Below are 14,089 nucleotides of genomic sequence, written 5' to 3' on the forward strand. Positions count from 1 at the left end.
GTCGATGAACCCGAACGCCAAGCCGTTTGCCTTCTGGCGCGCCATGACACCGGAGGACGCGGTGCGTTCGGCCTACGCGGCGGCCCGCCAGCACGATGACCCCGCGATGTTCATCGCCATGAAACCGGAAGATCGGGCACTGGCAGAAGCCCGCGCGCTGATGGCGGCCGGACCGGAAGGCAAGCCCCTGTTCGGCCTGCCGTTCGCGGTCAAGGACAACATCGATGTCGCCGGTTTGGAAACGACGGCGGCCTGTCCGGCTTTCGCCCATGTTCCCGGGGCCTCGGCCACCGTCGTCGCACGGCTGGAAGAGGCCGGGGCGATCTGCATCGGCAAGACCAATCTCGACCAGTTCGCGACCGGCCTCGTCGGCGTGCGCTCGCCCTACGGCGTGCCGCGCAACACGCTGGAACCGGACCTTGTTCCCGGTGGCTCGTCGTCCGGCTCGGCCGTCGCGGTCGGCGCCGGCATCGTCGCCTTCTCGCTCGGCACCGATACCGCCGGCTCCGGCCGTGTTCCGGCCGCGCTGAACGGCATCGCGGGCCTGAAGCCGAGCCTCGGGCTGCTGTCGGCCACGGGCATGGTGCCGGCCTGCCGCACGCTCGACACGATTTCCATCTTTGCGGCCCGGTCCGCCGACGCGGCCGAAGCGGCCGCCGCCGCGCAGGCTTATGATCCAGCCGACTTCCTCTCGCGCAGGCTCCCGCCCGCAGGGCTTGCGCCCGTCCCGCCGCATTTCTCCGTCGGCGTTCCGCTTCGGGCGCAGCGGAAATTCTTCGGCGACACCCTGGCCGAACAGGCCTATGAGCGCGATCTCGACACCCTGGCCGGTTTCGGCGCGACCATCACCGAGATCGACTTCGAGCCCTTCTATGCCGTCGCGCAACTGCTCTACGAAGGTCCATGGGTCGCCGAGCGTTACCATGCCGTCAGGCCGCTAATCGAAGGCGATCCCGACGCCCTCCACCCGGTGACGCGCGCCATCATCTCCGGGGCCACGAAGTTCGACGCCGTATCCACCTTCGATGCGCTCTACAGGTTGGCCGCGATGAAGCGCGCGCTGCAGCCCGTTCTGGCCGGCCTCGACATCCTTGCCGTGCCATCCATACCGACCGTCTACACGGTCGGCGAGGTCGAGGCAGATCCGGTGACGCTCAACTCCAACCTCGGCACCTACACCAATTTCGTGAACCTCCTCGACCTTGCCGCCTTTTCCGTTCCCGTCGGCACGCGCGGCGACGGGCGGCCCTCGTCGCTGACGCTCGTCGGCCCTGCCGGAAGCGATGCGCGCCTGGCCGGCCTGGCCGACATGCTTGAAACCGGCGAGCGGCGCGAACCGCCGACGGTCGCCGTGCCCGGGCAGGTGACCGTCGCGGTGGTCGGCGCCCATCTCTCCGGCATGCCGCTCAACCACGAACTCACGAGCCGCGGCGCAACCTTCCTGGCGGCCATGCGCACCGCGCCCGACTACCGCCTTTACGCGCTTCCCGGCACCGTTCCGCCGAAGCCGGGCATGCTGCGCGTGGCTGCCGGCGAAGGCGCCCCCATTGCCATCGAACTCTGGTCGATGAGCGAAGCCGCCTACGGGTCTTTCGTCGCCGCCATCCCGGCGCCGCTCGGCATCGGCACGCTGCGGTTGGAAGACGGCGGCATGGCGCAGGGCTTCCTGGTGGAAGCCGAGGCTGTCCGGGATGCGCGCGATATCTCCGCTTATGGTTCCTGGAGGGCTTTCTGCTCGGAACTCGCCTGAGCGAGGTCGGCGTAGCGGTGCCAGGCGTGCTCCACGAACCCGATGTGGGACGCCATGGCCGCCTCGGCCGCCGCGCCTTCGCCGCGAAGGATAGCATCGACGATCGCGGTGTGCTCTCCATGGGACGCCGCCAGCCGGCCGAGTGTGCCGAACTGCGCCCGGCGGAACGGCTGCACCCGCAGCCGCGTCGCGAAGGTGACTTCCGCCAGGTAGGCATTGCGCGTGCCGTCGTAGATGGCGCCGTGGAACTCCTCGTTGGCCGTCGTGTAGGAGGCCGCATCGCCGGCCTGCACCATCGTTTCCATGCGCATGTGGAGCCGCTCCAGCGCCCGGCGTTCCGATGGCGACATGGTCGCGGCGCAAAGCTTGGCGCACAGCGCTTCCAGGTGCCCCATGACCGCGAACATGCCGTGCAGTTCGGTCTCGTCGGGCTTGGTCACCATGGCCTTGCGGTGGGGCCGCTGGCGCACGAGGCCGGATGACGCCAGCTGGCGCAGCGCCTCGCGAACCGGCGTGCGCGACACGCCGAATTCGGCGGCCAGGCTGCCTTCGTCGAGCGCGGTGCCCGGTTCGATGAGTCCGACGACGATGCGGCGGGCGAGATCCAGCCGGATCGTTTCGACCGAGGTGCGGCGTTCGGATTGGGTCAAGGGATCAACGTACTTCGCAGAATCGGTCAGGGTTCGGCAATGATACTGACATGGGCGGCAACCACCCGCCAACCGTCGTCCATGCGTGCCCAGGTCTGCATCTGCCGCCCGACCAGGCCTGGCGCGCTGGCCCGCCGGAACAGCGTCGATGCCGTGGCGAAATCCGTCCCGAACGTGGTGATCACGGTGCGGTCCAGGTCGCGCGCCAGGTCATCGGAGGGCTGCGTCCGGCGGAAGGCCGCCACTTCCGCCGCGCCGTGCTGCTGCTCGCCGATGCCGTAGCGCACCACCCGGCTGTCCTGCCAGAACAGCGCGTCCATCCCCGCCATGTCATTGGCGATGAAGGCCTCCTCGTACCGCCTGAAGACCGCCGTCACCTCCGCCAGCGTGTCCGGATCGTTGACGTTCATGCCTGGCGGGCCTCCATGCGTTCACGCAGGGCCCGCAGGAAGGGGATCTGCTCGAACTGGTCGTCCTGCACGAAGTCCCAGGCCACGCCCGAGGGACGCGGCGCGGTGTTGCCGGTCACGATCAGCTCGGCCTCGGTCGCGACGAAGTCGAGCGGGCTGTCGTGCGCCATCATGAACACCTTGTCGTCCGGCACCAGCTGCGAGGAATGCACAGTGGTGGCCATCGGTGTTTCCGGCCCGATGATGCCCAGTTCGCGGAAGATCCCCGTCTCCAGGTCGGCGAACCCGGCCCCCTTGCCCGTCCGTCCGCCCTGCCGGCTGACCGCGACCGAACCGACGACCGCGAAGTCGATCGGCTCGACGTCCTCGAACCCGATCCGCTCGCCATGCATCAGGTAGCCCTCCGACGTCGCCGCCAGTTCGAAGGAGACGCCCTTCTCCTTCAGCTTCGCCGGATCGATCCGGAGATAGGGAAACGTCTTCGTCAGGTAGGGCACCGGCGCATAGAGCATCTTGCCCTCGTAGAGCGCACGCAGCCGGATCGGGATCTGCGGCGGGTCGGGATTGCACTTCACCACCTTTGCCCGCTTCCAGGCATCGGTCTGCGCCAGCCGCCAGGCCGCCATGTCGGCACCGATGAAATTCGGGATGTGGCTCCAGGTCGGCCCCATGGCCATGCCGCCGTCGTCCAGGGCATCCCAGACGGCGCCGCGCACGGCATCCTTGTCGCTGTTGCGGCCAGCCCAGCGGCCGGTTTTCTCGCTCATGCATGTCTCCCTGTGGTGATTGCTTCCTCGAGGGCGCCAAGCGGCGCCACCCAGCCGACGATGCCGCCCTGCGCCGTGATCATGGCGATCGTCGCCGCCTTGAACTCGGGGAAGTAGCTTTCCGTCGCGTCGCTCACCAGCAGGCACTCGTAGCCCCGGTCATTGGCCTCGCGCATCGAGGTCTGGACGCAGACCTCGGTCGTCACGCCGGCGAACACCAGGTGGGTGATGCCCTGCCCCTGGAGCGTCTCGTGCAGGCCGGTGGCCCAGAACATGCCTTTGCCCGGCTTGTCGACGACGAGTTCGCCGTCCGCCGGTGCAAGGTCCGGCACGATGCCATTGCCCGGTTCGCCGGTCACCAGCAATCGCCCCATGGGCCCGTTCTCGCCGATTTTCACCGGCGCATTTCCGCGCGCGATCTTCGATGGCGGACAATCGGAAAGATCGGGCCGGTGCGCCTCGCGGGTGTGGATCACCGGCCAGCCCTGCGCCCGGAACAGGCCGATCAGCCGCGCCGTCGCCGGAATGATGGCCGACAGGCGGGAGACGTCGTTGCCCAGCGCCTCGCCGAAGCCACCCGGCTCGATGAAATCGCGCTGCATGTCGATGACGACCAGCGCGACATGGGCGGGGTCGAGCGCGTAGTCGTAGGGATCGGCCTTGACCGCGATCATGTCAGTGCCCCGCCATGTGGGAGCCGATCGTGTTGCGATCGGTCTCGCCGATCGGCGCGACATAGGTGATCCGGCCTTCCGACATCACCGCCACCCGGTCCGAGAGTTCCAGGATTTCGTCCAGGTCCTCGGAAACCAGCAGCACCGCTGCGCCCTTGTTGCGCTGGTCGATGATCTGGGCACGGATTTCCGCGACCGACGCGAAATCCAGACCGAAGCACGGATTGGCGACGATCAGCACGTCCACGTCGTCCGACAGTTCGCGCGCCAGGACCGCCCGCTGCACGTTGCCGCCCGAGAGGTTCTCGATCGGCGTTTCCGGCGAGGGCGTCTTGACCCGGTAGCGCTCGATCAGGCCGGCGGCCTTGTCGCGCATCGCCACCGGTTTCAGCCACCAGCCGAGACTGGCCAGCGGCGGCTTGTCGAACGAGCGGAAGGCGATGTTCTCCGCCACGCTCATCCGCCGCACCGCCGCGTTGCGCAAGGGTTCCTCCGGCAGGCCGAACACCTTGAAGCGGTCGAAATCCGCCCGCGTCGATTCGAACGGTTTGCCGTTGATGAAGATGCGCCCGTCCGTGAGCGGTCTCTGTCCGGAAATCGCCTCCACCAGTTCCGACTGGCCGTTGCCCGACACCCCGGCAATACCGAGGATCTCGCCGCCCTGGATCTTCAGGCTGACCGCCTCGACGGCAGGCAGGCCCTCGTTGTCGTCGACGAACAGGCCGGCCAGTTCGAGCTGCGTCGCGCTCTTCACCTCCGCCACACGCGCCGCGCTCTTCCGGATCTGGGTCTCGCCGATCATCATCCGCGACATGTCCTCGGTGGACACCTCGCCGACCGTGCCGCCGCCCACGTAGGCCCCGCGCCGCAGCACCGAGAACCGGTCCGCGAAGGCATTCACCTCGCGGAACTTGTGCGTGATCATCAGCACCGTGATGTCGCCGGCCCGCGCCATGTCGTGCAGCAGGCCGAGCACCTCGTCCGCCTCCCCCGGCGTCAGCACCGAGGTCGGTTCGTCGAGGATGAGAAAATGCTGGTCGAGGTAGAGCTGCTTCAGGATCTCCAGCTTCTGCTTCTCGCCCGCCGACAGGCCGGACACCGGCTCGTCCAGCGGGACCTGGAACGGCATCCGCTCCATGAAGGCTTCCAGCGCCTTCTTTTCCTTGGCCCAGTCGATGAACCCGGGAACGTCGGCGCGCGAGATCACCATGTTTTCCGCCGCCGTCAGGCAGGGCACCAGGGTGAAATGCTGGTAGACCATGCCGATGCCGTTCGCCCGCGCGTCATGCGGCGAGCGGATCGCCGCTTCCTGGCCGTTGACCAGCAATTGCCCGCGCGTCGGCTGGTAGAAGCCCATGATGCACTTGACCAGCGTCGACTTGCCCGCACCGTTCTCCCCGAGCAGCGCGTGGAATTCGCCCGGCTCCACTTTCAGAGACACGTCGTCCAGCGCGGTCAGCGAGCCGAACACCTTGGTCATGCCCACGGTTTCCAGCCCGAAGCCGCGCTTGGAGGCAGCCGCGGGCGCGGGCGGCGCCATGGCTGGCAGGGCGACCTGCGCGTCCATCACAGCGACTCCAGCGCATCGAGGAAAGCCGCGCTCGTCGCCACCGCGCCGAAGACGCCGCCCTGCATCTTGATCATGTCGAGGGCCGCCAGGTGGTTCTCGAGCTTGGTCGCGCCGCAGCAATCCTCCAGCAGCAGGCATTCGAACCCGCGGTCATTGGCCTCGCGCATGGTCGTATGCACGCAGACATCGGTGGTGATGCCCGTCAGCACGATGTTGCGAATGCCACGCGTGTGCAGCAGCATCTCCAGGTCGGTGGCGCAGAACGACCCCTTGCCCGGCTTGTCGATAATTGGCTCGCCCGCCATTGGCGCCAGCTCGTCGATGATCTCCCAGCCCGGTTCGCCTCGGACCAGGATCTTGCCGCAGGGACCGGGGTCGCCGATGCCGGCGCCGATGCGCTGCGAGCGCCAGCGCTTGTTGGCCGGCAGGTCGGACAGGTCGGGCCGGTGCCCCTCGCGCGTATGGATGATTGTGAAGCCCTTGGCCCGCATTGCCGCCAGCACGCCCCTGATCGGCTCGATCGGCGCGCGCGTCAGCGACAGGTCGTAGCCCATGGCATCGACATAGCCGCCCTTGCCGCAGAAATCCGTCTGCATGTCGATGATGATCAGCGCCGTGTTCTCCGGTCGAAGATCACCGTCATAGGGCCAGGCGTAGGGATCGGCCTTCACCGGGCCGGTCCTGGTCTCGGACGAAACGATCGCATCCATGGGGGCTACTCCGCTGCTTTCCGGTTGCTTTCGCCGTAGCGCCGGGTCGGCCGTTCGAACCCGCTGGGCGTGCCGTCTGTCACCACCACATCGTCTTCCCAGGGCAGCCTGTAGGCGCCGGCCACCATGTCCTGCATGAAGGTGTAGGGGCAGTCCTGGGCACCGCCGAGCACGGCCGTGTAGCCGCGATGGCCGAGCTGGTAGATGTTGTTCTCCACGCCCCAGTGCTTCCGCGCCTCGCGCACCAGGTCCGGCCGCACTTCCGCGGTGATGATCTCGTCGGCCCGCCCGGTCGTGCCGTGAGCGATCACGGTGCCGTCGAAATTGACGATCATGCCCTCGCCCATGGAATCGAACGTGCCATCGGACCCGCACATGCAGACATTGGCCGTCACCATCAGGTTCTGGAAGGAATTCGCCTGGTTGGTGAAGCGCCAGGACTCGCGGATCGGCGCGGTATAGCCCGCCGTGCGCAGCATGATCTCCGCGCCCTTGTAGGCACATTCGCGCGCCATCTCCGGGAACATCCCGTCGTGGCAGATGATCAGTGCCAGCTTGGCGCCCTTGGGTCCGTCGATGACCGGGATGCCGAGATCGCCGGGCTCCCACGGTTCCACCGGCACCCACGGGTGCAGCTTGCGGTAATAGAGCTTCAGCTCTCCCTGGTCGTCGATCACGAGGCCGGAATTGTAGGGGTTGCCGTCCGGATTGTACTCCATGATGGAGAAGCAGCCCCAGATCGCATTGTCCTTGCAGGCCTGCTTGAAGGCCGCCACTTCGGGGCCGTCCAGCGAGCACATGATCTCCGGGTTGGTGTCCATCGACAGGCCGTGCAGGGCATATTCGGGGAACACCACCAGGTCCATGGTGCCCATGTTGCGCCGCGCCTTGGCGACCATGGAGACGATCTTCTCGGTCTGCGCCTTGAGGTCCTCCGGCGTCTCGACGACGGGCAGCTGCAACTGCACCAGTCCGATCACGACGCCGTTGGGGGTTTTGTTCAGTCCGCCGAGCGCACTCATGGTTGGCCTCCTATTTGACGATGGACAGTTCGCCCGGCGCAGCCCGCGCCGCCGCGTTCGACCGTGCCGTGGCGATCATGATGAAAAGCGTCAGGATGTAGGGCGCCGCGTTGAAGAAGTAGTAGCCCTGGCTGATGCCGACCGATTGCAGCGCCGGGCCGATGGCCCCGGCCGCCCCGAACAGCAGGGCTGCCAGGATGCAGCGCAGCGGGTTCCAGCGCGCGAAGATCACCAGCGCGACGGCCATCAGGCCCTGGCCCGACGACAGGCCCTCGTTCCATGACCCGGGATAGGACAGCGACAGGAACGCTCCGCCCGTGCCGGCCAGGAAACCGCCCAGCGCCGTGGCGATGATGCGCACCGCGACCGGGTTGACACCCATGGCGCGCGCGGCCGGCTCGCTGTCGCCCGTCATCCGCAGGATCAGGCCCCAGCGGGTATTGGCCAGCGCCCACCACATGACGAAGGCCACCGCGATGCCGATGAAGAACAGGGGATTGATCTCCAGCGCCTTCGCCAGCGCCGTGTTGGACGACCACCCGCCCAGCGGCAGGGCCTCCAGCCGCGGCGCGGAGGGCTGGATGTAAGGCTTGCCGAAGAAGAACGCGACGCCGGTGCCGAAGCTCATCATGGCGATGCCGACGGCAATGTCGTTGACGCGCGGCAGGCTGCAGATCGCGCCGTGCAGGAGGCCGAGAAACACGCCGGAAATGCCAGCCGCCAGGACACCGGCCCACGGCGATCCCGTCTGGTAGGAGACGGCGTAGCCGACCATGGCGCCAAGCACCAGGTTGCCTTCGAGTCCGAGATTGATGCGCCCGGATTTCTCCGTCAGCGTCTCGCCCAGCGCGACGAACATGAAGGGCGTGGAGACGCGGATCGCGCCGCCCAGCATGGCAATCAGGATGGTGGCTAGCGCGTGTTCGCTCATGTCCGGTCCACCTCGCTGGAGGGTTTGAAGATCGCGAAGCGCCCGTGCAGCGTTTCGCTGGCCAGCAGCACCACGAAGATGATGCCCTGCAGCACCAGCGCGGTCGCGTCGGGCATGTCCATGCGCCGCTGGATCAGCCCGCCCGAGGCCTCGATAGCGCCGAACATGATCGCCACCGGCACGATGACGAGCGGGTTGTGACGCGCCACGAAGGAAACGAGGATGCCGGTGAAGCCGTAGCCGGCCACCAGCGAGGCGTTCGCCTGGCCGTGGATGGCGGCCACCTCGTAGAACCCGGCGAGCCCCGCCGCGCCGCCGGCAATGGCCGAGCAGGAGACGATGAGCTTGCCCACCGGAAGGCCCTGGGCGAGCGCGGCGCGCGGATTGCCGCCGGTCACCCGCGCGGCAAAACCGAAGGTCGTCCGGGCCATCAGGAAGTAGAGCAGAACCGCGAGCACGACCCCTGCGACCAGCCCCCAGTGCACGTCCGTGCCGGGGATGGATCCGACCATGTAGTCCTTGCCTATCGGCATGGTCGATGGCTTGTTCTGCGAGGCCGGATCGCGCAGCGGTCCCTCGACGAAGAAATTCATGATCGCGATGGCGATATAGGTGAGCAGCAGCGTCGAGATGGTCTCGTTGACGCCGCGCGCATGGCGCAGCCAGCCGGCGATGGCGTTCCAGCCCGCGCCGGCGAGGATCGCGAAGATCGCCATCAGCAGCAGGGTGAGCGCGACCGGCATGCCCGAAGACACCAGCGGAATGGCGATCGCCGCCGCCGCGAAACCGCCGAGCACCAGCGCGCCCTCGGCACCGATCATCGTCAGGCCGATCTGGGCCGGTATGGCGAAGGCGAGGCCTGTGAGGATCAGCGGGGCCGAGCGCTGCAGCGTGTTCTGGAAGGAGAACGACGTTCCGAAGCCGCCGCGCCAGACGAGTTGGAAGAAATCCGCCGGGCTCTTGCCCAGCAGCAGCAGGAAGCAGGAGAACAGGATCGCCGAGGCGATCAGCGCGCCGAGCGGAATCGCCACTTTCTCGATCGCGCCGAGCAGGCGTGCCGACGGGCGGAAGGGGCGGGGCGGAATCGTGTCGATGGCGGCCATGACCGGGCGATGTCCAGGGAACTTCGGGAATTGCCGGCAGCCCGACCGGGGGCATTGGCCAGGGGCTGCCGGCGCTTGCGGATCAGGTGATCGAGCCGATCACGCCGTCCAGCAGGTAATCCATGCCGTCCAGGTACGGATCGTAGTTGTCGTAGGTCTTGTCGATGACGACCTTGCCGGTGTTGTCCTTGAGCGGCCCGACATAGATCGGCTTCTTTTCCTTCAGCCCGGCGATCGCGGCCTCGGCCGCCTTGATCGCCTCCGGCGTGGCGCCGGCGCCGAACGGCGTGTTCTGCACCATGTCGTTGTCATAGCCGCCGACCACGACATTCGGCAGCGCCTCGCCCTTGGCCAGCATGTCGGCATACATCTTGTAGATGGTTTCCCACTTGTATTCGGCACCGGTGATGAACCCTTTCGGGGCCAGCGGGGCCTGGGAGGCATTGTGACCGCAGGACTTCACGCCGCGGCTTTCGGCCGTTTCGATTACCACCTTCGGACCGTCAACGTGGCAGGTCAGTACGTCGCAGCCGGCATCGACCAGCGCGTTGGCGGCTTCCGCCTCGCGAACCGGCAGCGACCAGTCGCCGGTGAAAATCACCTGCACGGTGGCATTCGGATTGACCGAGCGCGCGCCGAGCAGCACCGAGTTGATGTTGGAGAGCACGGTCGGGATCGGCTTGGCGGCCACGAAGCCGATCTTGCCAGTCGCCGACGACAGGCCGGCGGCGACGCCGTCCACGTAGTGGGCCTGGTTGAGGTAGCAGAAATAGCTGCCGGCGTTCGACGGGTCGGTGTCCTTGTTCCAGAGCGGCGCGGCATGGCGGAACTGGACGTCCGGATACTTGGCGGCGAGATCGGTCACGAACGGCTTGTAGTAGCCGAACGACGTCGCCAGGATGAGGTTGGCGCCATCCAGGTTGATCATGCTCTCCATCGACTTGGCGACCGCGTCGGTCTCCGGCACGTTCTCCTCTTCGATCACCTTGACGTTCGGTACCTTCTTGAGGATTTCCATGGCCACCGCGTGGGCCTGGTTCCAGCCGAAGTCGTCACGCGGGCCGACATAGACGGCACCGAGAACGACTTCGTCGGCCGCACGGGCCGGCGCGAGGGCGCCGAGCGGCAAAGCGGTGGAGGCCAGGCCCGCCAGCCCGGTCTTGAGCAGTGAACGGCGGGACATTCCTTCATGTGACATAGATCCAGCTCCTGGTTCGATCGCCTGTCCGAGGCATTCAGGTGCGATGGGCCGAAGCGGCGCCATCCCCGTGAACAAGCAAAGCAAGCGGTGTGCCAGTTGATCAGGCGGCCACGATTTGCATGAATTTCATAGATTTTTCATGAGGTTGAATTGGAACTCATGTCACGCGTCGCGATCCCGCGAAAAGGATCTGCAAAAGCAAAAGCCTATTCATTGCGCAGCTTTTCATAAATGCATATTTTTTATGCGAATATCATTGAATTGCATACAACAAGGGCGGAGCCTGCCGCTCCGCCCCGGTGATGCCTTGCCGTGCCTTGCTGTCGTGTCAGACCAGCCCGCTCTTGGCATAAGTCGGGTTCAGGCGGCTCTCCAGGTAGTCCGCACCGCTGATCGGCGGGTATTTCGCCGGCCGGCCGGGACCGGCACAGGTGGGCAGGCATGCGACCAGTGCATCGGGGTTCGGATCGAGGAAAAACGCGACGGAATGGCGTTCCCGTCCGGCCGGGTTGACCACCCGGTGTGGCGTCGAGACATAGGTGTCGTTGGTCCAGCGCATCAGGCAATCGCCGATGTTGCAGACATAGGCGCCCGGCACGTGGGGCGCCGGCAGCCAGGCGCCGTCGCGGGTACGCACTTCCAGCCCGCCCGCGTCATCGGTCATCAGCAGCGTGACGCAGCCATAGTCGGTGTGCTCGCCCGCGCCCAGCTGGCCTGTCTCCAGGCTGGCCGGCCGCTCGGGGTAATGCAGCAGCCGCAGCGTGGCCAGCGGCCGGTCGAGCTTGTCCTCGAAGAATTCCGCCGGCATGCCGAGGTCGGTGGCAAAGGCGCGGTGCAGCAGCCGGCCCAGCGACCAGGCCGCGTCGAAATAGGCCAGCATGGTGTCGCGGAAGGCTGCATCCTCGGGCCACAGGTTCAGCGCCCGGAACCGTGCGCCTGCAAGGATTTCCGGATCGTCCGCCGCCAGGTCGAGCCCGATGTTGAACGCCTCCTTGATATCCGCCGGCTTGCCGGGGTCGAGCGCTTCGCCTTTCATCGGGATATAGCCGCGGTTGCCGGAGGCGGCGGAATAGAGCGCCTTGCGCTTCTCCGCGTCCGGCGAGGCGAAGAAACGTTCGGCCCGCGAAAACACGTCTCCGATGAGGCCCTCGGACACGCCGTGCCCGGTGATGTAGAAGAAGCCGATACCCCGGCAGGCACGGCCGATCGCCCCGGCCACCTGCGCGAGACCCTCCGGACCGCCCGCGCGCAGCGGCGAAAGATCGATGATCGGAATGTCGGCACCAGTCATCATGCCCTCCTCTCAGGCAAAGGCGCGCGCCGCCGCGGAATGATCGGCGATCAGCTTCGCCACGTCGAGGCCGGGAATTTCGCCGTCAACGACGCGCCACTGGCCCGCCACCATCACCCGGTCGGCGCGGCTCGCGCCGCAATGCACCAGCGCCGCGATCGGGTCATGCACGCCGGAAAAACGCAACTCGTCCAGCGTGAACAGCGCCAGGTCCGCCTGCTTGCCCGCGGCAATCTCGCCGATGTCGGTGCGGCCGAGACAGCGCGCAGACCCCGTTGTCGCCCAGCGCAGCGCATCGCGATGGGTGACGCGTTCGGCCGATTCATATCCCAGCCGGTTGACCATCAGGGCATGGCGCACCTCCTCCATCAGGTTGGAGGAATCGTTGGAGGCCGACCCGTCGACGCCGAGTCCGACCGGGCTGCCCGCCGCCTCCAGGTCGAGCGTCTTGCAGAAGCCGGAGGCGAGCACCGCGTTGGAGGTCGGGCAATGACAGACACCGACGCCGTGCCGCCCCAGCCTCTCGCAATCCTCGCAGGTGAAATGGATACCGTGAGCCAGCCAGACCCGCGGCTGCAGCCAGTGGCAATCCTCCAGCCAGTCGATCGGCCGGTAGCCGAAGGTTGCCTTGCAGAAGTCTTCCTCGTCCTTCGTTTCCGCCAGGTGCGTGTGCAGCCGGCAATCGTATTGTTCGGCCAGCGCCGCGCTGCCGCGCATGGTCCCGATCGTCGCGTTGAACGGCGCGCAGGGCGCCAGCGCGATCTGCGTCATCGCGCCGTCGGACGGGTCGTGATAGGCGCGCAGCACCCGCTCGCTGTCGGCAAGGATCGTGTCCTCGTCCTGCACGATGGTGTCGGGCGGAATTGCGCCGTCCTTCTGCGAAAGGGACAGCGAGCCCCGCGCCACCGTGGTCCGGATTCCCAGCGCACGCGCCTCGTCCACCTCGATGTCGGTGGCATCCTCCAGCCCGTCGTAGTGCATGTAGTTGTGGTCCATCGCGGTGGTGCAGCCCGAAAGCAGCAGTTCCGCGTAGGCCAGCCGCGCCCCGACCCGGAACATGTCGCGGTTGAGCCGGCTCCAGATCGGGTAGAGCGCCACGAGCCAGGGAAAAAGCTCCTTGTCGCGCGCGGCCGGATGCGCCCTGCACAGCGTCTGGAAGAAATGGTGATGCGTGTTGATCAGGCCTGGTAGCACGACGTGGCGCGAGGCATCGAACGTCCTGTCCACGGGCTGCGCCGGCGACTTGCCGCTGGCCACCAGCTCGACGATGCGACTGCCTTCGACAACGACGCCGCCGCCGGCGGCGTCTGCGAGAATGGCAAGCGGATTCCGGATCCAGGTTCTCACGGGCGTCTTGTCTCCAGGGAAAGTCATGCCGGGCCGAGGAAGGCCGGAAGGCGCGTTTCGACGCGCTTGAGAAAGGCGGCCCGGCTGGCGGGCGTGGAGACGTCCATCAGGTAATGGGCCATGAACAGCGTCCGGCATCGCCGCGCGAAGAGGGCACGGATACCGCGCAGGATCGTCTTCCGGCCCGGTTGCCCGACCAGGATCGACCACCAGCGCGGCGCGCCGCATGTCGTGACGACAGCGCAACGGGTGATCCCCGTCAGCAGCGGACGGATCGGCGCATTGTCCGGCGATACCTGGAAGGCGAACCCCGGCGTGAACACCCGCTCGAACCAGCCCTTGAGCATGGCCGGCAGGCCGTACCACCAGGTGGGATAGATGACGACCAGCGCCTCCGCCGCCTTGAGCCGCGCCGCGTGATCCGGCAGTGGATGAGTCTCCCGCGTCAGGTCGTTGTAGCCGCGCCGCTCGCCCTCATCCATGACCGGGTCGAAACGCTCCGCGTAGAGATCGATCCAGTCGACCGTGTGGCCTGCGTGCTCCAGCGCCTTGCGCGCCGTCCCGGCCACAGCCGCCACGTAGCTGTCCGGCACCGGATGGCAATAGACCATCAGCACCCTCATGCCCCGCTCCGCACGTGTTGCGATGCGCGTCCGGCAGGCA

The 14,089-nt window shown here is 67.0% G+C and carries 14 protein-coding genes; 1 reads left to right on the top strand and 13 read right to left on the bottom strand.

Features of this window, described 5'->3' with window-relative positions; genetic code table 11:
- Positions 1-4 precede the first annotated feature (4 nt).
- Positions 5-1,750: an allophanate hydrolase gene (gene atzF / locus CSC94_RS19680; protein WP_099308132.1), complete on the top strand. Its 1,746-nt coding sequence runs from the start codon at positions 5-7 to the stop codon at positions 1,748-1,750.
- On the opposite strand, the gene CSC94_RS19685 is transcribed toward atzF, so the two are convergent.
- From CSC94_RS19685 to CSC94_RS19745, 13 genes are all read right to left on the bottom strand, one after another.
- Positions 1,711-2,400 (bottom strand): GntR family transcriptional regulator, encoded by a 690-nt coding sequence (locus CSC94_RS19685; protein ID WP_099308086.1) that lies wholly within the window; start codon positions 2,398-2,400, stop codon positions 1,711-1,713. The genes atzF and CSC94_RS19685 overlap by 40 nt on opposite strands.
- A gap of 26 nt (positions 2,401-2,426) precedes the next feature.
- A complete protein-coding gene (gene hpxZ / locus CSC94_RS19690; RefSeq protein ID WP_099308087.1) occupies positions 2,427-2,810 on the bottom strand; it encodes an oxalurate catabolism protein HpxZ in 384 nt (127 codons plus the stop codon).
- Positions 2,807-3,577 carry a 5-formyltetrahydrofolate cyclo-ligase gene (locus tag CSC94_RS19695; RefSeq protein WP_099308088.1) on the bottom strand — a complete coding sequence of 257 codons (771 nt, stop codon included), beginning with the start codon at positions 3,575-3,577 and terminating at the stop codon, positions 2,807-2,809. Before CSC94_RS19695 ends, hpxZ begins: the two co-directional genes overlap by 4 nt.
- Positions 3,574-4,251: a cysteine hydrolase family protein gene (locus CSC94_RS19700; protein ID WP_099308089.1), complete on the bottom strand. Its 678-nt coding sequence runs from the start codon at positions 4,249-4,251 to the stop codon at positions 3,574-3,576. Before CSC94_RS19700 ends, CSC94_RS19695 begins: the two co-directional genes overlap by 4 nt.
- 1 nt (position 4,252) lies before the next feature.
- Positions 4,253-5,818: an ABC transporter ATP-binding protein gene (locus CSC94_RS19705; RefSeq protein WP_425356537.1), complete on the bottom strand. Its 1,566-nt coding sequence runs from the start codon at positions 5,816-5,818 to the stop codon at positions 4,253-4,255.
- Positions 5,818-6,531 carry a biuret amidohydrolase gene (gene biuH / locus CSC94_RS19710; protein WP_099308090.1) on the bottom strand — a complete coding sequence of 238 codons (714 nt, stop codon included), beginning with the start codon at positions 6,529-6,531 and terminating at the stop codon, positions 5,818-5,820. The genes CSC94_RS19705 and biuH overlap by 1 nt, the downstream gene beginning before the upstream one ends.
- A 5-nt stretch (positions 6,532-6,536) precedes the next feature.
- A complete protein-coding gene (locus tag CSC94_RS19715; protein WP_099308091.1) occupies positions 6,537-7,553 on the bottom strand; it encodes a formamidase in 1,017 nt (338 codons plus the stop codon).
- Positions 7,554-7,563: 10 nt separating this feature from the next.
- Positions 7,564-8,484: an ABC transporter permease gene (locus CSC94_RS19720; protein ID WP_099308092.1), complete on the bottom strand. Its 921-nt coding sequence runs from the start codon at positions 8,482-8,484 to the stop codon at positions 7,564-7,566.
- On the bottom strand, positions 8,481-9,587 hold the full coding sequence (locus CSC94_RS19725; protein ID WP_099308093.1) for an ABC transporter permease: 1,107 nt from the start codon (positions 9,585-9,587) through the stop codon (positions 8,481-8,483). The genes CSC94_RS19720 and CSC94_RS19725 overlap by 4 nt, the downstream gene beginning before the upstream one ends.
- An 82-nt stretch (positions 9,588-9,669) precedes the next feature.
- Positions 9,670-10,785: a BMP family ABC transporter substrate-binding protein gene (locus CSC94_RS19730; RefSeq protein WP_099308094.1), complete on the bottom strand. Its 1,116-nt coding sequence runs from the start codon at positions 10,783-10,785 to the stop codon at positions 9,670-9,672.
- Positions 10,786-11,116: 331 nt separating this feature from the next.
- Entirely contained in the window at positions 11,117-12,079 is a 963-nt protein-coding gene (locus CSC94_RS19735; protein ID WP_099308134.1) for an isopenicillin N synthase family dioxygenase, read from the bottom strand.
- 12 nt (positions 12,080-12,091) lie between these two features.
- Positions 12,092-13,453, bottom strand: a complete 1,362-nt coding sequence (locus CSC94_RS19740) for an 8-oxoguanine deaminase (RefSeq protein WP_099308095.1) — start codon at positions 13,451-13,453, stop codon at positions 12,092-12,094.
- Complete coding sequence (locus tag CSC94_RS19745) at positions 13,450-14,049, bottom strand: NAD(P)H-dependent oxidoreductase (protein WP_099308096.1); 600 nt, start codon at positions 14,047-14,049, stop codon at positions 13,450-13,452. Before CSC94_RS19745 ends, CSC94_RS19740 begins: the two co-directional genes overlap by 4 nt.
- Positions 14,050-14,089 lie beyond the last annotated feature (40 nt).

This window comes from Zhengella mangrovi, from assembly GCF_002727065.1.
Classification (GTDB): domain Bacteria; phylum Pseudomonadota; class Alphaproteobacteria; order Rhizobiales; family Rhizobiaceae; genus Zhengella; species Zhengella mangrovi.